This window comes from Haloleucobacter albus (genome assembly GCF_052492075.1).
In genome coordinates, this window is the sequence record NZ_JBQWAS010000025.1 from 124654 (window position 1) to 147982 (window position 23329).

Here is a 23329-nt window from a genome sequence, read left to right on the forward strand (position 1 = left end):
ATTGTGCCATGAACCCCTGTTTGTTCGCGCCAGACTCAACTGGCCGCCGCCTCATCATCATCCCGCGCATGACGCCGCGCATAGGTCGCCAGCAAAGTCAGCGCGGCCGGGGTCATGCCCTCCATACGTCCCGCCTGACCAATGGTGCGTGGCCGCACCTGAACCAGACGATGCTTCAGCTCATTGGAGAGACCCGGCAGCTCTTCATAGCCCAGATCTTCAGGAAGCATGAGGTTTTCATCGCGTCGCAAGACAGCAATATCCGCGGCCTGCCGTGCCAGATAGACCGCATATTTTGCATCAATCTCCACTTGCTCGGAAATGGCCGGGGGCAGGGTGGAAAGCTCCGGCCACAGCGTGACAAGACGCGCCATGTCGATATCCGGGTAGGCGAGCAGATCGAAGGCCGTGCGGCGCTGGCCATCCTTATTCACATTGAGGCCCGCGCGCGCCGCCTCCGTAGGTGTCACCGACAGGCTCTGCGCCAATTGGCGAGCTTCATCCAGATGCGCCATCCGTTCCACAACATGCGCTGTCCGCACCGACCCGATGAGACCCAGCGCCTGCCCACGGGCTGTCAGCCGCTGATCCGCATTATCAGCCCGCAAGGTGAGGCGATATTCCGCACGCGAGGTGAACATGCGATAGGGCTCACTCACCCCGCGTGTGACGAGATCATCCACCATCACACCCAGATAAGCTTCTGCACGGTCAAACACCGCGCCCTCTCCTCCACTTGCGCGCCGCGCCGCATTCAGCCCGGCCAGCAGGCCCTGCGCGGCGGCTTCCTCATAGCCTGTGGTGCCATTGATCTGCCCAGCAAGAAACAGTCCCTTCACCCGGCGCGTTTCCAACGTGGGTTCCAGCTCACGAGGGTCTACATGGTCATATTCGATGGCATAGCCCGGACGAATGATCTCCACCTTCTCAAGCCCCGGAATGGAGCGCAGAAAGGCTATCTGTACATCAGCCGGAAGGGACGTGGAGACGCCGTTGGGGTAGACGGTATGGTCATCCAGCCCCTCCGGCTCCAGAAAGATCTGGTGATTATCCCGATCCGCAAATCGCACCACCTTGTCTTCAATGGAGGGGCAGTAGCGTGGGCCCGTGCTGGAGATGCGGCCGGAATACATGGCCGAGCGACCCAGATTGGCGCGGATGATCTCATGGGTCTCAGCGGTCGTTCGCGTCACGCCACATTCAACCTGCGGGTTCGGCAGGCGCGTGGTAAGCGCAGAGAATGGCTCCGGTGGTTCATCACCGGGCTGCATCTCAAGCGAGGCCCAATCAATCGTACGGCCATCCAGCCGCGCCGGTGTACCTGTCTTCAGCCGACCGAGATTGAACCCCAGACACGCAAGGGCAGGAGAGAGCCCGAGAGAGGGCTTCTCATCAATTCGCCCGGCGGGCCAACTTTCTTCACCCAGATGGATCAGGCCATTCAGAAATGTGCCGGTGGTCAGCACCACAGCACCGCAGGCCAGTTCCCGCCCATCTGCCAGACGCAGACCGGTGATGCGCCCCTCTGCACTCATCAGATCTGCCGCCTCACCTTCAATGATGGTGAGGTTGTCTTGCTCCGCCAAAGCCGCCTGCATGGCGCGGGCATAGAGCTTGCGATCAGCCTGCGCCCGCGGCCCGCGAACGGCCGGACCCTTGCGACGATTCAACATGCGAAACTGGATGCCGCCCTGATCCGCGACCCGGCCCATCAAGCCATCCAACGCATCAATCTCACGCACCAGATGGCCCTTGCCGAGCCCGCCTATGGCCGGGTTGCAGGACATGGCGCCGATGCTAGCGGCCGAATGAGTGATGAGAGCCGTGCGCGCGCCAAGCCGCGCAGCAGCAGCGGCAGCTTCACAGCCGGCATGGCCGCCGCCAACGACAAGCACGTCATAAGCAGCGAAAGAGGCAGAGATGGTCATGGTTTTACGGCGTCCCGAAGGGCGGAAATTTCCCCTTCTGGAAACGCCTTCTTAACGGCGGCGTCAAGGCATAGCGGGCAGATTCATGCTTTCACGGCATAGAAGAGCAATGTTTCACGTGAAACATTGCTCTGCCAATCACTCACTTCCCTATGCAGAAGGTGGAAAAGAGCGTGTCCAGAACATCCTCCACATCCACCCGTCCTATGGTGCGATCCAGAGCTCGCGCAGCAAGGCGCAGCTCTTCTGCTCGCAATTCCTCAAGGCCGGCAAACTCCCGAGATGCCAAAGCAAGATGCCGGGCCGCCATATCCAGAGCCAGACGCTGACGTTCCCGCGTGATAAGGGCCGGCTCACCCCCGGCGAGAGATGAGGCCCGTTGTTCAATCTGCTCCAGCAGCAGTTCCAGCCCCGCACCTGTGCGGGCAGAAAGGGCGAGCCACTCTGCGGGCACATTCTCCCCGTCATCACATTTACTGCGCACCTTGAGCGCATGTTCCAGTGTGGAGGGGGGCTCTTCTCCTTCCGGCGAAAGCCATAACACCAGATCCGCAGCCTCTGCCCGTGCAAGGGCGCGGCGTACACCTTCGGCTTCCACCACATCTGCTGTTTCCCGAAGCCCCGCTGTATCCAGCAAGGTCACGGCTTGTCCCGCAAGTTCAAGATGCACTTCCAGCACATCGCGCGTTGTCCCCGGCAGGTCAGAGACGATCGCCGCGTCCCGTCCGGCAAGGCAGTTCAACAAGGTGGATTTGCCTGCATTCGGCCGCCCCGCAATGGCCACAACCAGCCCATCACGCACGCGCTCGCCCCGGTCTGCATCTGCCAATGCGGCTTTCACCTCATGGAGGAGGGGAGTGATATAGCCATTGGCCTGCCGGGTCAGATCTTCTGGAACATCCCCTTCATCGGAAAAATCAATACTGGCTTCCACCAAGGCAAGAGCGGAAAGCAGCTTTTCCCGCCAGCCCTCTACCCGGCGCGACAGGGCGCCTGAAGCCTGTGCCAAAGCCTGCCGTCGCTGCGCCTGTGTTTCAGCCGCAATCAGATCCGCCAGCCCTTCCACTTCAGAGAGATCCATTTTCCCATTGGCATGAGCCCGGCGGGTGAATTCTCCGGCCTCTGCCGGGCGTAAACCGGGCAGACGCGATAAAGCACCCAGAACCGCCGCCACCACAGCCCGCCCACCATGAAGGTGAAACTCCGCCAGATCTTCCCCCGTGACACTGCGTGGGCCGGGAAAGAACAGCACCAGGGCACGATCCAGAATTTCATCATTCTCAGGATCGCGCAGCGCTCGAAAGGCCGCATGACGCTGTGCAGGAATGATCCCGGACAGAGCTTCCAGCGCCACTGTAGAGGCCGGCCCGGACAAGCGCACCACGGCGACACCGGATGGCAGCCGCCCGGAAGAGAGGGCAAAGATGGTTTCGGCTGGCACGTGCGCAGACATGGATCACCTGTAGAGGCAAAAGGGCAGGGCAGCCGGCAAGCTGCATTGTGCCTCATAGCATGTCCGGGCCGGGCCACTCATCCATCTGTTTGGAACATCCCGCCAGGGATTGGCCTTTCAGATATGCTAGCCTGCCTCTTCAACATATATCGGTGCAAACGCCAGGCCCCAAAGCTGCACCATGAGGAACCCCAGATGAGCCAGAACCGCCTTGCCGCTGAAACCAGCCCCTACCTGCTTCAGCACAAGAATAACCCGGTGCAATGGTGGGCGTGGGGGCCAGAAGCCTTCGATGAAGCCAAGGCCACGGGCAAGCCTGTTCTGCTCTCCATCGGTTATGCCGCCTGCCACTGGTGTCATGTGATGGCGCATGAGAGCTTCGAGAACCCGGCTATCGCCGCAGTGATGAATGAGCTCTTCATCAACATCAAGGTGGATCGGGAAGAACGCCCTGATGTGGACCAGATCTATATGAATGCCCTGCATCAGATGGGACAGCAGGGAGGCTGGCCGCTCACCATGTTTCTGGATACGGAAGGTCACCCCTTCTGGGGTGGCACCTATTTTCCTTCCGAAGCCCGCTATGGCCGGCCCGGATTTGCAGATGTGCTGACCCAGCTCTCCGGCCTCTATCATAACAGCCCGGAAAAAGTGCACCAGAATGCGCAGGCCATCGCCTCACGTTTGCAACGCATGGCCAAGCCCCAACCCGGTGTTTCCATCTCCTCTGATGATCTGTCTGGTCTTGCGCCACGCCTTTCCGAGATGTTCGATCCGGTGAATGGTGGCCTGAAGGGTGCCCCCAAATTCCCCCAATGCGGGCTACTGGAATTTCTTTGGCGCAATGGCGTACGCCAGCAGAACCCTGCTCTGAAAGCCACCATGTTGTTCGCTCTCAACCGGATGAGCGAAGGCGGCATCTATGACCATCTTGGCGGCGGCTTTGCCCGTTATGCCGTGGATGAGGCGTGGCTGGTGCCGCACTTCGAGAAGATGCTCTATGACAATGCCCAATTGCTGGAACTGCTGGCGCTGGCCTATGCCGAGACAGGAGAGCCCTTGTTCAAAGCCCGTGCGACAGAAACCGTCGGCTGGCTGCAACGGGAAATGATGAGTGAACAAGGCGCTTTCACCGCCAGTCTGGATGCCGACAGTGAAGGTGAGGAAGGCCGTTTCTATGTCTGGAGCGCCGCAGAGATCGAGCAGATTCTGGGGCCGGACGATGCTGCCTTCTTCGCGCGTTTCTATGATGTGACTCCCGCCGGGAACTGGGAAGGGAAGACGATCCTCAATCGTTCACGGGCCGTGGACATCCACGCTGAGGATGAAGTCCGGCTGACCCCCTTGCGGGCCCGGCTTCTGGAGGCCCGTGCCTCACGCGTGCGCCCCGGAAGGGACGACAAGATTCTGGCAGACTGGAATGGGCTGATGATCGCAGCCCTCGCACGAGCCGGTATCCAGCTTGAGGAGCCGGAGTGGGTGGAATGCGCTCGTCGCGCTTTTGTATGTGTGTATACAACCATGCAAAAGGACAAGCGACTGGCACATTCACTGTGCGATGGAAAACTGATCGGGCCGGGGCTGGCTTCAGATCTGGCCGCCATGACTCTGGCTGCCACTGCTCTTCATGAAGCGACTGGCGAAAGCACATATATCGACCAGGCAAGCCATCTTCTACAGACGCTCGAACAACATCATATCGACGCCGCTACAGGGGGCTATTATCTCACGGCTGATGATGCTGAGGCCCTCATCATGCGCCCCCTCAGCAGCCATGATGAAGCCCTGCCAAATTATCACGCGGTGGCTGTTGAGGCCCTGCTTCGCCTTTCAGCTCTGACCGGGCAGGATGCGTTGCGTATGCGGGCGGATCGCATTCTCGGTGGGTTGTCCGGCATGGTGAACCGGAATGTGATAGCCCATGGCGCCATGCTGAATGTTCTGGATCTGCGCTTCCATCTTGCTGAAATCACCATTGTCGGGGAGGGGCAGCTTGCGGAAGACCTTGCCCGAACAGCGCGAGCTCATCCCTTTCCGCTGCGGGTGGTGCGCCATGTCAGGGCAGGAGAAGAGGCTCAGCCCGGTACTGTGCTGGCCGCACGCATCGCCGCTGCCCCGAAGCAGGGCGCCGCTTTCATATGTGTGGGTGAAAAATGCTCACAACCCATCATCGAGCCAGATCTTCTGCGCATCAGCTTGAAAAACATGATGTCAGAATGCTGAGAGCATTCAAAAAATCGAGTATGCTCTAAAATCGATTTCAAGAGCCTCTGGCGGGAGTATCTTGTTTCAGGATGACAAGTTCACAGAGAACCCGAAATTCCCGCCATACTCAATTTATGTCGATCTATTTTTTGGATTAACTTTCAATTTTTAATCGGAAATATAAATCAATCAATTTGAGGAGATGATGTCTCGCTCTCGTCTGCATATGTCAGCCACAGGGCTTTATCCCCCATGCTGGAAACGAAGGCCTCATGCGCAGCCTTCTCTTCTGCGGTGAGACGCGATGCCAGCGGGACCGGACGCTGCCGAAGACCTCCACCGGGCAGAGAACCAACCACAGAAAGATGAGCCGGCTTTTTATCTGTCTCTTCCTCCACCAGCCCGATCAGGCTGATCTGACGCCCTCCTAGAAGCTCGACATAAACTTCTGCCAGCAATTCCGCATCGAGCAGAGCGCCATGCTTCACCCGGCGTGAATTGTCCACGCCGTAACGGTTCATCAGCTGATCGAGCGTATTGCCCGTATTGCCATGCTTGCGGCGCGCCAGCTCCAGAGTATCAACAACACGATCTTGTGAAATCGGAGGAAGAGAAAGGCGATCCAGTTCGGCATTCATGAAGCCGATATCGAAGCTGGCATTATGCGCGACCAGCGTATCCTGGCCGACAAAATCCAGAAACTCCTGCGCCACATCGGCAAACACGGGTTTGTCTGAAAGGAACTCTTCCGAGAGGCCATGCACGTTGAAGGCCTCTATCGGCATGTCTCTCTCAGGATTGATATAGACATGGTAGATATTTCCGGTGAGCACGCGGTTGACCATTTCCACGCAGCCGATTTCCACCAGCCGATCCCCTCCACGGGCTTTAAGACCCGTGGTTTCGGTATCGAAAACGATTTCCCGCATTTTCACTCCTCACGCGATTTCATCACGCTGCATGATATGTATCAAAATATAAATGTATACATATCATGATTATATACATATCAGCGCCGGCCCGGCCCAGCCAAGGTTCGCAAAAGCCCAGCCACTTGATGGCGTGCGGCCTCAAATCCCCGGCTGGTATCAATCACGAAATGGGCACGTTTACGCTTTTCCGCGTCTGGCATTTGCCGAGCCAGAATGCTCTGGAATTTTGCTTCCGTCATGCCCGGTCGGTCCATCACACGGCCGTGCTGCACTTCAGGCGGAGCGCTGACCACCACAGCAGCATCAATGCGCCGGTCCCCTCCACCTTCAAACAGCAGGGGAATATCCAGCACCACACAGCGTGCCCCACTCTCTCGTGCAGCCTTCAGAAATAACGCCTCTTCCTCCGCTACCAGCGGATGAACAATCTCTTCCAGCCGCTGCATGGCTTCTGCATCATGCAAAACATGCGAGGCAAGGGCAGGGCGGTTGATCTCACCATTCAGGCTCACACCGGGAAAGGCTTCCTCTACAAGAGGAACTGCACGCCCACGATAAAGGGCATGCACTGTTGCATCTGCATCATGCACCGGCACACCGAAGCTGCGAAACATGGCGGCCGTGGCTGATTTACCCATGCCGATGGAACCCGTGAGCCCGAGAATCCACATGCCATATCCCTCATTTTCAGCAAGGCTGGCCCTGTTTCACGTGAAACAGGGCATTCATCCGTGCCAGACAATCAGCCTGTGATGTCTTTCACCAGAAGATCCCGCAATTCCTGCGTCACCTCCGGCCGCACGCCAAACCAGCGTTCAAACCCAGGTACACCCTGATGCAGCAACATGCCCAACCCATCCACCACCCGCAGGCCGCGCGCCTGTGCAGCCTCCAGCAAGGGGGTCATCAGCGGCACATAGACAATATCAGTCACGACCGCATGATCGGGCAGGGGGGCAAGATCCAGATCAAGCGGATCAGATCCCTTCATGCCGAGGGAAGTGCAGTTCACCAGCAACTCGGCCTGCGGCAGCAGCGCTGAAACATCCGCCAAGCCACAGGGCCGCACCGTATCTCCATAAGGCGCAGCCACAGCTTCGGCCCGAGAGAGAGTACGGTTGGCCAGATGTACACGCCCGAAACCGCGCGTCACCAGGGCATGAATAATGGCGCGCGATGCCCCACCAGCACCCAGAACCACCACCTCACCCCGGCCTTTATCCCAACCTTGTGCACAGGCATCCAGATTGGCCAGAAAGCCATATCCATCCGTATTGCTGCCACACAGTTTTCCACCCTCTACCCACAAGGTGTTGGCTGCCCCGAGCGCCCGTGCTGTTTCATCCGCCTCATCCAGCGCCGCAAAGGCCGTTTCCTTGTTAGGGATGGTGACATTGCACCCGACATAGCCATGGGCAGAGAGATGGCGATAAAAATCCCGAGCTTCTTCCGGTGGCACATCCTCCCGGCCGTAGCTGCCTTCAAGGCCCAGCGTCTTCAGCCAGTAGCCATGCAACAGGGGAGAACGGGAATGGGCCACGGGATGGCCGGTTACACAGGCGCGACGCATCACGGCAACAGGCCCTGCTCACGGAAATGCGGAAGAATCTGAAGCAGGGGCAGGCCCAGAATGGTGAAATGGTCGCCCTGCACCCGTGTGAACAGATGCAGGCCCACGGATTCCAGCTGATACCCCCCAACGGATTCCATCACCCGCCGGCCGGCTGCCGCCAAATAGGTATCCAGCATGTCACCAGACAAGGGCCGCATGGTGAGATAAGCGCTGGACACTGTCTCGAACACCACTTCCCCATTCTGCACCACAGCGGCGGCCGAATGCAGGGCATGGGTGGAGCCGGAAAGGCGCTGCAACTGCTCACGTGCCAGTTCCACGCTGCGCGGCTTGTGGAACACCTGGCTACCCAGGGCCAAAGTCTGATCCGCCCCCAGAACAATCCGCCCAGGCGCCGTTCTCGCGCCAGCCAGGGCCTTGGCACGGGCCAGCATCAGGGCGATCTGATCCGGTTCCATCTTCGGATCGGCCTCAGCCTGCATGGCGCGTTCATCCACATCCACCGAAACGGTTTCAACCGGCACACCGGCATGAACGAGCAGCGACAGGCGCGTGGTGCTTTGAGATGCAAGCACCAACGGCTGCTCATTGCGCCAGAGGGTGTTGGAGTCCATATCAGTTTCCGTTGGTGGCGCGGCGTTGCCGCTCATGGAAGAGAGCCACGACATTGGCCGCCGTTTCCTCGATGGAACGACGGGTCACGTCAATAATGGGCCAATTGTTGCGCGAGCACAGACGACGCGCAAAGGTGATTTCCTCACGAACCGCATCACGATCCGTATAGGTGCCAGCCGCATCCATCGCATTCAGGCCCAGAAGGCGGTTCTGGCGGATTTCCACAATCCGCTCCGGGCTGGCCACCAGCCCCACGATCAGCGGCTTTTTCAGGCTTTCCAGATGCCCCGGCAAGGGCACATTGGGCACCAGCGGGATGTTCGCTGTCTTGATGCCGCGATTAGCCAGATAGATGGAGGTCGGCGTCTTCGAAGTGCGTGACACTCCGAGCAGAACGACATCCGCCTCTTCCAGATCATCCACCATCTGCCCGTCATCATGCATGACGGTATAATTCAGCGCATCAATCCGCTTGAAATAGTCCGTATCCAGCGCATGCTGCCCCCCGACACGCGGGGTCGGCTCTCCGCCCAGATAAGACTGGAACAGACGCACCACCGGCGCGAGAACGGAAAGCACCGGCACGCCAAGCTCGGCACAGCGCCGTTTCAGGCATCCGCGCAATTCGGCATCCACAAGCGTGTACAGCACAATGCCGGGATTTCCCTCAATCTCGCTCAACACCCGTTCCAGCTGCTTCATGGAGCGCACCAGCGGGTAAACATGCTCTATCGCGCGCACGCTGGCATATTGGGCGCAAGCTGCCCGACCCACATTAATCAGTGTCTCCCCCGTTGCGTCTGAAACGAGGTGAAGATGAAAGAAACTGTCCCGGTTCGGGTTCTCTGCGCTCACGATATCCACCGCCCCTGTGGAAGGTTGTTGAGGAAGACATGTGCATGTCGCCGGCGCAAGGGCAAGCTGGGGAAAGGACTCATAACTTTCCACATTTCAACTCGCATGGACTGAATCCAGCCCTCTCCTGTGTGCGAATGTGAATATCGCCTCTGCCACAATCGTTAATCCTTTATTAACGCGGCTTGGCGCAGCTTCGCACCTGCGGCAAATGCGGCAACGATATGGTGATGGCATGTGGATCGGTTGTCGACAGCCTTGTAACTGGTTAATCAACAGTTAAGACTCTAAAGACTCCCATTTATAAATATATTCCTTGATTGAAGGCTGGCGATGAACGGCTCTCCGGCGATCCACTCGCCCTTCCTTGCGGTGCTCGATGGCACCCCTCTCAATCCCCCGCCGCTCTGGATGATGCGACAGGCCGGGCGCTACCTGCCCGAATATCGCGAGGTTCGCGCCAAGGCGGGAGACTTCCTCTCGCTCTGCTACAATCCAGAACTGGCCACCGAAGTGACCCTTCAACCGATCCGTCGGTTTGGCTTTGATGCAGCCATCATCTTTTCGGATATTCTGGTTGCCCCCCATGCGCTGAATGTCGGTTTGCGCTTCGAAACCGGCGAAGGCCCGCGGCTTGAGGAGGTGAACACCCCTACGCGCATTGCGGCTTTGCCGGATGAACTTGATCCTGCGAAGGTTCAGCCCGTTTATGAGGCCATCTCCAAAACCCGTGCCGCTCTTCCCGCTGAAACCGCACTGATCGGCTTTTGTGGCGCGCCTTGGACTGTTGCGACCTATATGGTCGCCGGCCGTGGTACGCCGGATCAGGCCCCCGCGCGGCTTATGGCCCTGCGTAATGAAGCTCTGTTCCAGCGGCTGATTGACCATCTCGTTGAAGTCTCGGTAACCCATTTGTCCGGGCAGATCCGGGCTGGCGCACAGGCTGTGCAGATTTTTGACAGCTGGGCCGGGGTGCTTGATCCGCTGTCCTTCGAACGCTGGTGCGTGGAGCCGGTGAAGCGCATGGTTGAAAAGCTGCGTGCGCTTCATCCGCAGGTTCGCATCATTGCCTTTCCCAAGGGAGCGACCCTTGAGGGGCTTGAAAAGCTCAGCGCGCTGGATGTGGACGCCATCGGCATTGACTGGACGGTGGATCGTCACGCGGTGCGAGACAGGCTGAGCCCAAAGGTTGCGCTACAGGGTAATCTGGATCCACTGCGGCTTATCGCCGGTGGCAAGGCGCTGGATGACGAGATATTGCGTATTCGCAGGGATTTTTCCGGCACTCGCCATATTTTCAACCTGGGCCATGGCATTCGTCCTGAAACGCCTATCGCCCATGTGGAAGCACTGGTGGCAGGCGTGCGCCGCGCCCTGTAAGGCCGGAGGTTTTCATGCTGTATTTGTGGATCAAGGCGCTGCATGTCATCGCAGTCATCGCCTGGATGGCCGCATTGCTCTATATGCCGCGCCTCATGGTCTATCATTCCATGGCGCAGGTGGGTTCAGACAAGTCTGAAACCTTCAAGGTCATGGAAAGGCGGTTGCTGAAGGCAATCGCCAACCCTGCCATGATCGTCGCCTGGGCTGCGGGCCTGTTTTTGGCCTGGGATGGTGGCTGGTTTGTTGATCCGTGGTTTCACGCCAAGCTGTTGTTGGTCGTGCTGCTGAGTGGCATGCATGGCATGATGAGCCGGTGGGTGAAGGATTTTGCCGCCGATCGCAACACGCACACGGCAAAATATTACCGTATCGCCAATGAAGTGCCGACCGTTCTGATGATCGGTATCGTCATTCTGGTGATCGTGAAGCCGTTCTGATGGCGCGACATCTCCGGGCCATGACGCAAGATTGAAACTTTTGAGGTGGCGTGTGCGCAATTAACCCTTGCGCACACCCTCATGCCTGCTATCCTGCGCGGGCTTTCCTCAAGCAGGCACTGCGCTCCCTGTGTCCGGTCTTCCCAAAGGCCGGCTGTAGCGCCAGCTGGAAGTTCCTTAACCCGGCTTCTCTGTAGACCTGCGATTTCCACCCTTTCCCTTGCTTGTGTGCCTTTGCCGCAAGCCACACCCGAAATTCAATCGAGGCTTTCCCATATGCGGGAAGTGAAACTTCAAGACCTGAAATCCAAGACGCCTGTCGAACTGCTGGCCTTCGCCGAAGAAAACGAGGTGGAGAATGCCAGCACCCTGCGCAAGCAGGAGTTGATGTTCGCCATTCTCAAGCAGCTGGCGCTGCGCGAGACGGAAATTATCGGCGAAGGCGTTGTGGAGGTATTGCAGGACGGGTTCGGTTTCCTGCGTTCTCCTGAATCCAATTATCTGCCCGGCCCGGATGACATCTATGTCTCCCCTTCGCAGATCCGCCGTTTTGGCCTGCGCACTGGCGATACGGTTGAAGGGCAGATCCGCTCTCCCAAGGAGGGTGAGCGTTATTTCGCCCTGCTCAAGGTCAACACCATCAATTTTGAAGACCCTGAGCGCACCCGTCACAAGATCAATTTTGACAATCTGACCCCGCTCTATCCAGATGAGCGCCTCAAGCTTGAGCATGAGGAAAATGTGGGCAAGAAGGATTTCTCCGCCCGGGTCATTGATATTGTCGCCCCTATTGGCAAGGGCCAGCGCAGCCTCATTGTGGCGCCGCCCCGCACCGGTAAAACGGTGCTGTTGCAGAATATCGCCAAATCCATCGCCACCAACCATCCCGAGTGCTACCTCATCGTTCTGCTCATTGATGAGCGGCCGGAGGAAGTGACGGACATGCAGCGTTCGGTGAAGGGCGAGGTCATCTCCTCCACCTTCGATGAACCGGCCGCACGCCATGTGCAGGTGGCCGAAATGGTCATCGAAAAGGCCAAACGCCTGGTGGAGCATGGCCGTGATGTGGTGATCCTTCTGGATTCCATCACCCGCCTTGGCCGGGCCTACAACACCGTTGTGCCGTCTTCCGGCAAGGTGCTGACGGGTGGTGTGGATGCCAACGCCCTCCAGCGGCCCAAGCGCTTCTTCGGTGCGGCCCGCAATATCGAGGAAGGCGGCTCGCTGACCATTATCGCCACTGCGCTGATCGAGACCGGCTCGCGCATGGACGAGGTGATCTTCGAAGAGTTCAAGGGCACTGGCAATTCGGAAGTCATTCTGGATCGCAAGGTGGCCGACAAGCGGGTCTTCCCCGCCATCGACATCACCCGTTCCGGCACCCGTAAGGAAGAGCTTCTGGTTCCGGCAGATACGCTCAAGAAGATGTATGTGCTGCGCCGTATTCTCAACCCGATGGGTACGGTCGATGCCATCGAATTCCTTCAGGACAAGCTACGCCAGACCAAGACCAATCAGGATTTCTTCGACTCGATGAACACCTGACGTCAGCGTGCTGGCCTCGCACCCGGAAAGCCGGCCCTTGTGGCCGGCTTTTTCATGAGTACCGGGTGGCGTGCTGCCGCACCCTTTTGTCAGACGATCCCACAGCCAAACCCTTCCGGTTTGAAGGAGGAGCGCCTATCTTTGAACGGAAACAATGAAGGCGCCCGTTCCACACAGCTCTGGGGCGTCATCTCTGCCTGCCTCTGAATAAGGCGCGCAGATTTTGAGGATTGGCCCATGTTCATCCAGACCGAAGCCACGCCGAACCCGGCAACCCTGAAGTTTCTGCCCGGCCGCCCCGTGCTTGGCGAAGGCATGCTGGATCTGACAGATCCGCAGGCGGCGGCGGTTTCCCCACTGGCTCGCAGCATTTTTGAGGTTGATGGTGTGACCGGGGTGTTTCTGGGGCCGGATTTTATCACCATCACCAAGAGCGGCGGAGAATGGGCCCAGCTCAAGCCGGCGCTTCTGGGAGCCATCATGGAGCATTTTCTCTCCGGTGCGCCGGTGGTGGAAGATGCAGCCGCTCTGGAACAGGCTGACAGCGAAGAATTTTTTGCCAGTGAAGATGCTGGCATTGTGGAGACCATCAAGGAATTGCTGGATACGCGGGTGCGCCCGGCCGTAGCCAATGATGGCGGGGATATCACCTTCCGTGGGTTCAGGGATGGGGTGGTTTATCTCAACATGAAGGGGGCCTGCTCGGGCTGCCCGTCTTCCACCGCCACGCTGAAACATGGGGTGGAAAATCTGCTGAAGCATTTCGTGCCGGAAGTGCGGGAAGTGCAGGCCGCCTGAGGCCTGCTACCCTTCACGCATTAACCTTTTGGCAAGGTAGGCGCCTCTGCACCCTTCCGTTTCGGCGCATTTCGGTCAATCGTGAGGGTCCAGAGAGGTTTGCGCCTTCATGTACATTCTTGCCCTTGATACTGCGCTCGCCGCATGTTCCGCCGCTGTGCTCGATACGGAGACGGACAGCATTATGGCGGGCGATTCCCTGTTGATGAACCGCGGCCATGCCGAGGCTCTGATCCCGCTTGTGGAACAGGTCATGTCCCATGCGGGGATTGATTTTGAAGATCTCGGCCGCATTGCGGTGACGGTTGGCCCCGGCAGCTTCACGGGCCTGCGTGTAGGGCTTTCAGCGGCGCGGGGGCTTGGTCTCACCATCAACCGCCCGGTGGTCGGTGTCACGACCCTTTCGGCCCTCGCGGCCCCTTTTCTGGCGCAGGATGACAGCATGGCTGTCGTCAGCGCCATTGATGCGCGCCATGACCATGTGTTTCTCCAGATGTTTGGTATTGGCGGGCGCACCCTCATTGCGCCGCGCGTCACCAGCCTGCGTGAAGCTGCGCGGGCCGTGGCCGTAGGGCCTGCACGGCTGGTGGGTTCAGGTGCACAATTGCTGGCCGATGCCTGGCCTTCCGGGGAAAAACCCCCGGTTTCTGTCGATGTGACGGCGGCTCCCGATGTGGCTTGGATTGCTCGTCTGGGTGCTGTGGCCAACCCCGCCAGTGCCGAGGCCAAGCCGCTTTATCTGCGCGGGCCAGACGCCAAACCCCAGGACAAGGCCCGAATTGCCCGGCAATGACTTTCCTGTCCCTTTTCACCGGATGGCATAAAGCCGTGACTTCCCCCCATTTGCGCGACGCCCGTATGGAAGATGCGCCGGCCCTGTCCAGACTTCACGAGCAGTCTTTTGCGCGAGGTTGGGACGACGCGGAATTTGAGCGTCTGCTTTGCGATAAAGTGGTGCGCGCCCATATCATCAGTCATGGCCAGAAAGGCGCGCCTGTCGGTTTTGTGCTTTCCCATCTGGTTGCGCCGGAAGCGGAAATTCTTTCCATTGCTGTGAAGGGGGAAGAACGGCGTCAGGGGCTGGGTGGCATTCTTCTGTCCCATCATCTGCGGCGCTTGGCGGCGGAGGGTGTAAACATCTCCTTTCTGGAGGTGGAAGAAGGTAATGCCGCCGCGCTGAAACTATATGCCAGCCTGGGTTATGAGCAGATTGCCCGCCGGAAAGGCTATTATGGCGGTACCGCTGATGCGCTGGTTCTGAAGCGCAATTTCTGAGCATCCCCCAGGGAAATGGTCCACAATTCGATTTGTGCCTGGCGGCCTCTTGCGGTCCGGGCCGTGCAAGGCGATAAGGCACTCATGTTTTGGCTCTCTTCGTGGAGGTGACATTGAGCGAAAAGCCAAGTCTCATCGAAGAGGCGTGCCTGGCCAGAGGCATGCGCATGACTGAACAGCGCCGGGTGATCGCCCGCGTGCTCTCCGATGCGCAGGACCACCCGGATGTGGAAGAACTGCACCGGCGCGCCGTGGCGATTGATGACAATATCTCCATTTCCACCGTCTACCGCACCATGAAGATGCTGGAAGACGCCGGCATTGTGGAGCGCCACGAATTTGGTGATGGCCGCGCCCGTTATGAGCAGGTCTCAGACCAGCACCATGACCATCTCATTGATATGAAAAGCGGCCGGGTGATCGAGTTTCATTCCGAGGAGATCGAGCGTCTTCAGGAAGAAATCGCCCGCAAGCTGGGTTACAGGCTGTGCGATCACCGGCTTGAGCTTTATGCCGTGCCGCTGGATGACGAGAAGTGATGTGATGACACTGCGCGGCTCATCATTTCGCCATGGCGTAGAGATGAGCGCAGTTGTGATGGCTGTTCACCATGCATGATAAGCCAGCCCTATCCGGCTCTCGCCGGTTTGATCATGCCCTTGATGAACTCGTGGCCCCGAAGGGGCTTGCCGCCCGTATTCTGGAAGGCATTCGTCTCGGCTTTGTCATATGTATGGTGCTGCTGGCGACGGCCATTGGCATTCCCCTGCAATGGCTGGCTCTAAAGCTGAAATGGCGGATACGGCGCACCATTCCGATGTTGTATCATCGCATTTTGTTGCGATGTCTTGGTGTGAAAGTCCGTGTGGAAGGTGTACCAGCACTGGGGCGGCCCTTGCTTGTTCTCTCCAACCACTGTTCGTGGCTGGATATTCCGGTTCTTGGTTCCCGGATGCCGCTGTTCTTCGTAGCCAAGAGTGAGGTCGCGGAATGGCCGCTTGTGGGGCTTCTGGCGAAGTTTCAGCGCACCGTTTTCGTTAATCGGCAACGTCGTCAGGCCACTAGTGATGTGAACAGGGAAATTGCCCGGCGGCTGAAGCAGGGTGATCCTGTGGTTCTGTTCGCTGAAGGCACCTCTTCAGATGGAAACCGTGTCTTGCCCTTCCGCACGGCGCTGGTAGGAGCGGTGCGGGATGCTTTTGAAGATGTGGAACAGGTGAGTGTCCAACCTCTTTCCATTTCCTATGTGCGGCTTCAGGGCATTCCCATGGGGCGTCAGCATCGGGGCATCGCGGCCTGGACGGGTGACATGGAACTGGCGCCTCACCTGATGGAAGTGCTGCGGCAGGGTGCGATTGATGTGACGCTGAGTTTCGGCCCGGAACTGGTGCTGGATGCGGCTCATGATCGCAAAAGCGTCACGCGCGAAGCTGAAGCCAGCGTGCGCAGCATGATGGTGAAAAGTCTATCCGGCCATAACTGACAAATAGATATGCTTTGAAAAAAGATTTGTTTTCAACAATGTATACAATTATACTTTCACTCAAGCGCAAAAAAAACGGCCCCGCAAGATATGCATGGGCCGCTGTTTTGAATTTTGCCTGAACCTCAGGAGAGACCGACAATCGCCCGAGAAAAATCCCGTGCAGTGAAGGTCTGAAGGTCGTCGGCACCTTCACCCACGCCGATCAGATGCACGGGCAGGTTATATTTATCGGAAATGGCCACCAGAATGCCGCCACGGGCCGTGCCATCCAGCTTTGTCATCACCAGTCCGGTCACGCCGGCCACACGGGCGAAAACTTCCACCTGTGAAAGCGCATTCTGGCCCACAGTGGCATCCAGAACCAGCAACACGCTGTGCGGGGCTTCCGGCTCCAGCTTCTTGATGACACGCACCACTTTCTCAAGTTCGTCCATCAGTTCCGTGCGGTTCTGAAGGCGGCCTGCGGTGTCGATGAGCAGAACATCGGCACCCTGTTCACGGGCGGTCACGATGGCATCATGGGCGACCCCGGCGGCATCCGCGCCGGGCTCACGGGCAATCACGGTGGCGCCGGTGCGGTCACCCCACACCTTCAGCTGCTCAATGGCGGCGGCACGGAAAGTATCACCCGCTGCCAGCACAACCTTTTTGCCCTCTGCGCGCCATTGTGAGGCCAGCTTGCCGATAGTTGTGGTTTTGCCAGAGCCATTCACGCCCACCATGAGCACGATATAGGGGCGCTTGCTGCTATCGACAGTGAGCGGCTTGGCCACCGGTTCCAGAATTTTCTCCGCTTCGCTGGCGATCAGGGCCTTCACCTCTTCCGGGTCGATGCTCTGCTCGTAACGACCCTTGGCCACCGCAGCGACAATGCGCACCGAAGTATCAGTGCCCAGATCTGCACGGATGAGGATGTCTTCCAGCTCTTCCAGAGTTTCGTCATCAAGCTTGCGCTTGGTCACAAGGTCGGTGATGCCCTGGGTCAGGCTGGTGGCGGTGCGCGCCAGGCCGGAAGTCAGTCGTTTCCAGAAACCGGGCTTCTTCTTGGTGCCGTCCTGCTCGCTCATGATTATCCTAGAATCCTTCAGGCGGCGACGAGCCGCGCTCCATCATGCCCGGTGATGCGCAACCGGGCCAGTGTGCCTTCTGTCAATGGTCGGGCCAGACGCACTGGCGTGAAATGCTCGGTGTGACCATTTCCGCCTTTTTCAACCAGAATGCTGCGTTCACAGCCTATCTGAGCTGCAAGATGCTGATGTAACAGACGCTGGCCAAGTGCACGCAACTGGCGGGCCCGCCGGGTGATGGTGGTGGAAGCCACCTGCGGCATACGCGCCGCCGGCGTGCCGGTGCGGGGTGAGTAGGGAAATACATGCAGAAAGGCGAGGCCGGCTTCTTCCACAAAGGCCAGGCTGTTGCGAAACTGGGCTTCGGTCTCGGTGGGAAAGCCGGCGATGATATCCGCGCCCAGCACAAGATCCGGCCGCAGACGCCGCAATTGCCGGATGAAGGCGAGAGACTGGGCCCGGCTGTGCCGCCGCTTCATGCGCTTGAGCACCAGATCATCCCCGGCCTGAAGGGAGAGATGCAGATGTGGCATCAGGCGCTCTTCTTCGGCCAACGCGGCCAGAAGATCAGCATCTGCCTCAATGGCATCAATGGATGAGATGCGCAGCCGCTCCAGTTCCGGCACATGGCGCAATATGGTGCGCACCAGCTGGCCCAGCGTGGGCGCGCCGGGCAGGCCGCTGCCATAGGAGGTGAGATCCACCCCCGTCAGAACCACTTCACGATATCCATTGCCAACAAGCTGGCGCACATGCTGCACCACCGCCCCCATGGGCACGGAACGCGAATTGCCGCGCCCATAAGGAATGATGCAGAAGGTGCAGCGATGGTCGCAGCCATTTTGCACTTCCACAAAGGCACGGGTGTGCCCTGAAAAGCGGTCTGCCAGATGCGGCGTGGCCTCGCGTACGGCAAAAATGTCCTGAACGCGCACGCGCTGCTCTGCATCAATGCCGAAATCCAGCATGCGGCGCACATCCTGCCAGGTTTCAGCATGGGCTTTCTCGCCATTGCCCAGAACCAGATCCACCTCTGCCATAGCGGCGAAAGTGTCCGGCTCTGTCTGTGCGGCGCACCCGGTTACGACAATGCGCAGATCTGGATTATGGCGTTTGGCGCGGCGAATGGTCTGGCGCGCCTGGCGGACAGCTTCCGAGGTGACGGCACAGCTATTGATGACCAGAACATTGCTTAGCCCCGCAGTCTCTGTTGCCTTGCGAAGACCTTCGGACTCCAATGAATTTAGCCGGCATCCAAAATTCTCGACCCGCGTGGGCATATAGTTTTTTAGCTGGCTTATTAATATATTTTCTTGTGTATCTTCAGGGCCTTTCTGGGAGGGGAAAAAGCTATTGCCGCGCTCTTCCATCACTTGGCCCCATTCAGCATCTCAGACGTTATTTTGCCGGCAAATTCAAATTCGGTCGCACCAGTCATCTCTACATGGCTGTCACTTTCTCGCCAATGGATCTGAAGGTCACCACCGGGCAAAGTGACTGTCACCCGCCGGCCGGTGCGGCCGGTGCGCACGCCATTCACACCCGCAGCGCAGGCAGCCGTTCCACAGGCGCGGGTGCGACCGGCTCCACGTTCCCACACATGCAGCAGAATATGATCGGGCGCGATCAGGCTGGCAAAGGAGATATTCGCCTTTTCCGGGAACAGCTCATGCACCTCAAGTGCTGCGCCAAGCCTGTCCACATCCACCGCATTGGCATCGGGCACGAAGAAGGTTGCGTGGGGGTTTCCCATGCTGGCCATGGCCGCCGGCCCCAGTTGCTCAAAGCCGGGCACGATGACTGCGTTGGTTTCGGCCACTGGATGGGAGAGGGGAATGTCTCGCCATTCAAGGCGCGGTGCACCCATATCCACACTCACCAGCCCATCCGGCTGAACGGTGCAGTCGAGAAGGCCGGCGGGGCTTTCAAACAGCATATGGCTGTTACCGCTGGTTTCGGCCTCATAGGTCGCAATGCAGCGCGTGCCATTGCCGCAGGCTGCCGATTCCGACCCGTCATTGTTGAGAATACGCACAAAGGCGCATGTATCGGCGCGGCGCGGCGCATACAACACCATGGCCTGATCGAAGGGCAGCACATCCGGCCGGGCCAGAGCGCGTGCGGCATCAGGCGTGATATCTGCCGGACTTCCGCGCAAATCCAGAATGAGAATCTCGTTGCCGAGACCGTTCATCTTCACAAAGGGGCGATGGGCGAGGGAAGCCATCGGGCAGATCCATGAAAGGCTCGGGAAAGAGCTGTGGGAATTCAGGCTCTATATGGACCGCAGAGCCCGCCCGCGCCACCCTTTGGCGGTCTGCTCATGGCAAAAGCGTCACGCTACTGCGGCAATTCGGCCGGGGGCCGGCTGTGAACGGGCTGGCAATATCGCCCGGCTTTCCTTTAGGGCATATGTGTGGAAGGCCGGGAGATGATGGCAGGCCGGAAGGAACGGACATGAAGCGGGTGAACGGGCGGATGAATGGGCTTAGAGATGCGGGGGCAGCTTTCCAGCTTTCTGTGCATCCTGCGGATCATGCTGCAAGTCGCACCACCGTTTTGAACCGCACCATTGCTTTCGCCAGGGCGCGTTCCATGTGGCGGATGGGGGTGTTGGCCTGTCTTCTGGCCTTCATGCCAGCCGGTGCGCTGGCGGCGATTGACGCCATGCCCGAACAGGATGAATTGACAGCGCCTCCGGTGATCGATCCGAAAAATGTCGAGACGCAGCCGCTTTCCCCTCTTCAGCAGCCTGCACCCTTCCGTCCCGGAGAAACGCAGATGGAGGCTCAGCCGGCGCTGCTTCTTTCTGGCAAGGCGGGTTGGGATAATGCTTATGAGGGGCTGGTGGAGGCTTTCCGCACGCTGGAACAGGAACGCGCCCGGTTGGGACTGAAGCGCGCCGGTGAGCAGATTGTGGTTTATGAGAGCAGCGATGACGAAGGTTTCACCTTCAAGGCGCAACTCCCCTATTCCGGCGTCACCGCGCAAACGCCCGGTAAAAATGTGAAGCTGGGCTCGACCCATGCCGGCAAGATGCTGACCTTTGAACATTCAGGCTCTTTTGCCGATATGGACAACACCTATGAAATGATTGCCAATTTTCTGGATGAGCGGGCTATTGATGCGCAGGATCTCTATATGGAGCGCTACCGCACCGATCTTCTGACTACACCGCCGGACATCCTGAAAATTGAAATTCTCGTGCCTGCCCCTGAAGGTGGAAAGGGCCTGTTGCGCCGGCCCAACGGCCAGCCTTTGCCGCCGGATCTGGCGCCGTCCATCCCGCAAAATCCGTAAAACGACCTCAGAACAAGCCGAATATGGGGAAGAGCGGCAGGCAGATGCCGCATGCTCTTTCATCTGTCATGTGAATGTCCTTTGATGCAGGAAGCTTCCGGGCCAGCCGACAGGCTGCCGGGGGGTGTATTGCGGAGGGCAACATGCCACGGCTCTTCACGGCCATCGAAATTCCCCCGCTGGTGGGGCAGGGTCTGTCCCTGCTGCGGGGCGGCCTTTCCGGCGCACGATGGATTGATACCGAAAACTATCACATCACCTTGCGCTTCATCGGCGATGTCGATGACGGCATTGCGCGTGATGTGATGGACACGTTGGCGGGCATCCGCCGTTCATCTTTTGAATTGTCGCTGGAGGGGCTGGATCAGTTTGGCGGGCGCAAGCCGCGCTCTCTTTTCGCTGCGGTGGGGGGCAGCGCAGCCCTGATGGATTTGCAGGCCGAGCAGGAACGACGTCTGCAACGGCTCGGGCTGGTGGGGGAGGGGCGCAATTACCGCCCCCATGTCACGCTGGCCCGGCTGCGGGATGTTTCCGCCCGGCAGGTGGCTGATTATCTGGCCCTGCGTGGCCCGTATCGCAGCATGTCCTTCCATGTGCCGCGTTTTGTGCTGTTTTCCTCGCGCAATTCGGTTGGTGGCGGGCCTTATCTGGTGGAAGCTGTTTATCCGCTGGCCTGAATAGACCTTCAGAGCCGGCAGACACATGATTTTGCCGGCTTTTCAATTTGGAATGATTTTGAATTCAAAGCGCCATGAACCAATATCTCTTGACGCGGGCGTTCTGAACCCCATTTTTGAAAGTGAAAGTCATTCCCACGAAAGTGCGCACAATATTAAAGTGCGCACAAGAAAGGCCATACGCCTTGTGGGGTGGCTGCTTTCAATGGTGTGAGCCATGGCCAATATGAATAGCGCATCCATGAATGCACTGGAGTGGAAAAACCTGGATGAAAAGGAAGGGGCCAAGGCCGCTTCCGATGAAGCCAGGGTCCGCAAGGGTTTCTGGAAGAAGCTGGGTCGTTCCGCCTCTCAGGTGCCATTCGCGGAAGATGCGGTGGCGGCCTATTATGCCGCTTTCGATAAAACCACCCCGCTCAAGGTGCGGGCGACTCTTCTGGCCTCGCTGGCCTATTTCGTGCTGCCGGTGGATGCGGTTCCCGATGTTCTGCCCGTGCTGGGTTATGGGGATGATGCCGCCCTGCTGATGGGAACGCTGCGTTTGTTGTGTGAGCATGTGAAGCCACAGCACCAGTCTGCCGCTCACGATATTCTGGAAGGGCTTCAGCAGGACTGATCGGTGGTGAAAGCCGGTGAGAACCGGCTTTCTGTCATTGGCATGTCCGGCGCCGGGGCCGTGGTGCTAGACCGTCAGCACCACCTTGCCCTTTACCCGCCGGCCGGCAATCTCACCAATGGCGGTGGCGCAATCTTCCAATGGGAAGGTGCGATCCACATGGGCTGAAATACGCCCTTCCTGCGCATAACCCATGAGCAGCGCGCCGGCATCGCGCAGCCACAGCGGATTCTTTCGAGATTGTCCGCCGAAATCCACACCGCGGGCATCGCAATTTTTCAGCAGAAGCAGATTTAGCGGCATGCGGGGAATATCTCCCGCGGCAAAGCCGACAACCAGAAGGCGGCCATACCAGCCCAGTGCGCGCAAGGCGGGTTCTGAATAGTCGCCGCCCACCGGATCAAACACCACATCCAGCCCGTTTTCGCCGGCGAAGGCTTTCAGCGCCGGTTTCAGATTCTGGGTGCTGTAATTCAGCCCGGCATCGGCACCATGGCGAACGGCAAAGGCAACCTTCTCATCAGAAGAGGCGCAGGCGATCACCCGTGCCCCCATGATCTTGCCCAGCTCTACCGTGGCCAGACCCACACCGCCGGAAGCACCAAGAACGGCGAGGCTTTCACCGGGTTTCAGCTCGCCCCGCTCGCGCAGCGCATAAAGTGCGGTGCCATAGGTTACCAGCAGGCCGGCAGCCTTCACGAAATCCAGCCCATCGGGAATCGGGGCGAGACATTCAGCCTTCACCACCAGTTTTTCGCGGGCGGCGCCGTAGGTCACATAGCCGCACACCCGGTCTCCCTCGCGGATGTTTTCCACCGCTGGCCCAATGGCCGCCACCTGGCCGGAAAATTCCGCGCCGGGTGAGAAGGGGAAGGGCGGCTTGATCTGGTAACGATCGCGAATAATGAGCGTATCGAAGAAGTTGAGCCCCACGGCCTTCACGTCCACCAGCACCTCGCCCGGTCCGGGAGTTGGTTCCGGCAGGTCGGCCAGACACAGGCTTTCGGCCGGGCCGAACGCTTCGCAAAGAACCGCTTTCATCAGGCTTGCTCTCCTCTTTCCACATTGCCAGCAGGCAGTGATAAATGGTTAACCCCATTGGCAGATTGTGTGCCCGTGGAAAGGTCGTCCAGTCCTTCTCGCACATGCGTTGCAAACCCGTGTGATTACTGGTTTGCGCTGGC

The 23329-nt window shown here is 58.8% G+C and carries 23 protein-coding genes; 12 read left to right on the top strand and 11 right to left on the bottom strand.

Features of this window, described 5'->3' with window-relative positions; all coding sequences use genetic code 11:
* Positions 1 to 35 precede the first annotated feature (35 nt).
* Positions 36 to 1928: a tRNA uridine-5-carboxymethylaminomethyl(34) synthesis enzyme MnmG gene (mnmG, locus tag ACT6QH_RS07910; RefSeq protein ID WP_444974268.1), complete on the bottom strand. Its 1893-nt coding sequence runs from the start codon at positions 1926 to 1928 to the stop codon at positions 36 to 38.
* A gap of 142 nt (positions 1929 to 2070) precedes the next feature.
* The gene (mnmE, locus tag ACT6QH_RS07915) at positions 2071 to 3381 is read right to left on the bottom strand and encodes a tRNA uridine-5-carboxymethylaminomethyl(34) synthesis GTPase MnmE (RefSeq protein ID WP_444974269.1); all 1311 of its coding nucleotides are present in this window, start codon (positions 3379 to 3381) and stop codon (positions 2071 to 2073) included.
* A 195-nt stretch (positions 3382 to 3576) separates the two neighbouring features.
* On the opposite strand from mnmE, the gene ACT6QH_RS07920 reads away from it, so the two are divergent.
* The gene (locus ACT6QH_RS07920; protein ID WP_444974270.1) at positions 3577 to 5604 is read left to right on the top strand and encodes a thioredoxin domain-containing protein; all 2028 of its coding nucleotides are present in this window, start codon (positions 3577 to 3579) and stop codon (positions 5602 to 5604) included.
* A gap of 167 nt (positions 5605 to 5771) precedes the next feature.
* On the opposite strand, the gene dnaQ is transcribed toward ACT6QH_RS07920, so the two are convergent.
* The 5 genes from dnaQ to ACT6QH_RS07945 all read right to left on the bottom strand — a co-directional run bounded on the left by dnaQ (position 5772) and on the right by ACT6QH_RS07945 (position 9561).
* Entirely contained in the window at positions 5772 to 6515 is a 744-nt protein-coding gene (gene dnaQ, locus ACT6QH_RS07925) for a DNA polymerase III subunit epsilon (protein ID WP_444974271.1), read from the bottom strand.
* Between the two features lie 80 nt (positions 6516 to 6595).
* Entirely contained in the window at positions 6596 to 7189 is a 594-nt protein-coding gene (gene coaE, locus ACT6QH_RS07930; protein WP_444974272.1) for a dephospho-CoA kinase, read from the bottom strand.
* A gap of 71 nt (positions 7190 to 7260) precedes the next feature.
* Entirely contained in the window at positions 7261 to 8088 is an 828-nt protein-coding gene (locus ACT6QH_RS07935; protein WP_444974351.1) for a shikimate dehydrogenase, read from the bottom strand.
* Complete coding sequence (locus tag ACT6QH_RS07940; RefSeq protein ID WP_444974273.1) at positions 8088 to 8705, bottom strand: Maf family protein; 618 nt, start codon at positions 8703 to 8705, stop codon at positions 8088 to 8090. The genes ACT6QH_RS07935 and ACT6QH_RS07940 overlap by 1 nt, the downstream gene beginning before the upstream one ends.
* 1 nt (position 8706) lies before the next feature.
* Entirely contained in the window at positions 8707 to 9561 is an 855-nt protein-coding gene (locus tag ACT6QH_RS07945; RefSeq protein ID WP_444974274.1) for a pyruvate, water dikinase regulatory protein, read from the bottom strand.
* A 333-nt stretch (positions 9562 to 9894) separates the two neighbouring features.
* On the opposite strand from ACT6QH_RS07945, the gene hemE reads away from it, so the two are divergent.
* From hemE to olsA, 8 genes are all read left to right on the top strand, one after another.
* Complete coding sequence (gene hemE, locus ACT6QH_RS07950; protein WP_444974275.1) at positions 9895 to 10941, top strand: uroporphyrinogen decarboxylase; 1047 nt, start codon at positions 9895 to 9897, stop codon at positions 10939 to 10941.
* Between the two features lie 14 nt (positions 10942 to 10955).
* Positions 10956 to 11381, top strand: coding sequence for a protoporphyrinogen oxidase HemJ (gene hemJ / locus ACT6QH_RS07955; protein ID WP_444974276.1), 426 nt, complete (start codon positions 10956 to 10958; stop codon positions 11379 to 11381).
* 276 nt (positions 11382 to 11657) lie between these two features.
* Positions 11658 to 12926 (top strand): transcription termination factor Rho, encoded by a 1269-nt coding sequence (rho, locus tag ACT6QH_RS07960; protein ID WP_444974277.1) that lies wholly within the window; start codon positions 11658 to 11660, stop codon positions 12924 to 12926.
* 237 nt (positions 12927 to 13163) lie between these two features.
* Positions 13164 to 13724: a NifU family protein gene (locus ACT6QH_RS07965; RefSeq protein WP_444974278.1), complete on the top strand. Its 561-nt coding sequence runs from the start codon at positions 13164 to 13166 to the stop codon at positions 13722 to 13724.
* Between the two features lie 109 nt (positions 13725 to 13833).
* Positions 13834 to 14517 carry a tRNA (adenosine(37)-N6)-threonylcarbamoyltransferase complex dimerization subunit type 1 TsaB gene (gene tsaB / locus ACT6QH_RS07970; protein ID WP_444974279.1) on the top strand — a complete coding sequence of 228 codons (684 nt, stop codon included), beginning with the start codon at positions 13834 to 13836 and terminating at the stop codon, positions 14515 to 14517.
* Positions 14518 to 14552: 35 nt separating this feature from the next.
* On the top strand, positions 14553 to 14999 hold the full coding sequence (gene rimI, locus ACT6QH_RS07975) for a ribosomal protein S18-alanine N-acetyltransferase (RefSeq protein ID WP_444974280.1): 447 nt from the start codon (positions 14553 to 14555) through the stop codon (positions 14997 to 14999).
* A 167-nt stretch (positions 15000 to 15166) separates the two neighbouring features.
* Positions 15167 to 15538 carry a Fur family transcriptional regulator gene (locus ACT6QH_RS07980; RefSeq protein ID WP_444974281.1) on the top strand — a complete coding sequence of 124 codons (372 nt, stop codon included), beginning with the start codon at positions 15167 to 15169 and terminating at the stop codon, positions 15536 to 15538.
* A 71-nt stretch (positions 15539 to 15609) separates the two neighbouring features.
* Complete coding sequence (olsA, locus tag ACT6QH_RS07985) at positions 15610 to 16482, top strand: lyso-ornithine lipid O-acyltransferase (protein WP_444974282.1); 873 nt, start codon at positions 15610 to 15612, stop codon at positions 16480 to 16482.
* A gap of 125 nt (positions 16483 to 16607) precedes the next feature.
* Here the strand turns inward: olsA and ftsY are convergent, their stop codons facing one another.
* The 3 genes from ftsY to dapF all read right to left on the bottom strand — a co-directional run bounded on the left by ftsY (position 16608) and on the right by dapF (position 19779).
* Entirely contained in the window at positions 16608 to 17552 is a 945-nt protein-coding gene (gene ftsY, locus ACT6QH_RS07990) for a signal recognition particle-docking protein FtsY (RefSeq protein ID WP_444974283.1), read from the bottom strand.
* Between the two features lie 17 nt (positions 17553 to 17569).
* Positions 17570 to 18832: a tRNA (N(6)-L-threonylcarbamoyladenosine(37)-C(2))-methylthiotransferase MtaB gene (mtaB, locus tag ACT6QH_RS07995; RefSeq protein ID WP_444974284.1), complete on the bottom strand. Its 1263-nt coding sequence runs from the start codon at positions 18830 to 18832 to the stop codon at positions 17570 to 17572.
* Between the two features lie 89 nt (positions 18833 to 18921).
* Entirely contained in the window at positions 18922 to 19779 is an 858-nt protein-coding gene (dapF, locus tag ACT6QH_RS08000; protein ID WP_444974285.1) for a diaminopimelate epimerase, read from the bottom strand.
* Positions 19780 to 20009: 230 nt separating this feature from the next.
* Between dapF and ACT6QH_RS08005 the strand changes: the two genes are divergently transcribed.
* The 3 genes from ACT6QH_RS08005 to ACT6QH_RS08015 all read left to right on the top strand — a co-directional run bounded on the left by ACT6QH_RS08005 (position 20010) and on the right by ACT6QH_RS08015 (position 22145).
* The gene (locus ACT6QH_RS08005) at positions 20010 to 20852 is read left to right on the top strand and encodes a GyrI-like domain-containing protein (protein WP_444974286.1); all 843 of its coding nucleotides are present in this window, start codon (positions 20010 to 20012) and stop codon (positions 20850 to 20852) included.
* 143 nt (positions 20853 to 20995) lie between these two features.
* A complete protein-coding gene (thpR, locus tag ACT6QH_RS08010; protein WP_444974287.1) occupies positions 20996 to 21529 on the top strand; it encodes an RNA 2',3'-cyclic phosphodiesterase in 534 nt (177 codons plus the stop codon).
* Positions 21530 to 21746: 217 nt separating this feature from the next.
* Positions 21747 to 22145 (top strand): YkvA family protein, encoded by a 399-nt coding sequence (locus ACT6QH_RS08015; RefSeq protein WP_444974288.1) that lies wholly within the window; start codon positions 21747 to 21749, stop codon positions 22143 to 22145.
* A 66-nt stretch (positions 22146 to 22211) separates the two neighbouring features.
* On the opposite strand, the gene ACT6QH_RS08020 is transcribed toward ACT6QH_RS08015, so the two are convergent.
* Positions 22212 to 23186 carry an NADPH:quinone oxidoreductase family protein gene (locus ACT6QH_RS08020; protein ID WP_444974289.1) on the bottom strand — a complete coding sequence of 325 codons (975 nt, stop codon included), beginning with the start codon at positions 23184 to 23186 and terminating at the stop codon, positions 22212 to 22214.
* Positions 23187 to 23329: the final 143 nt, after the last annotated feature.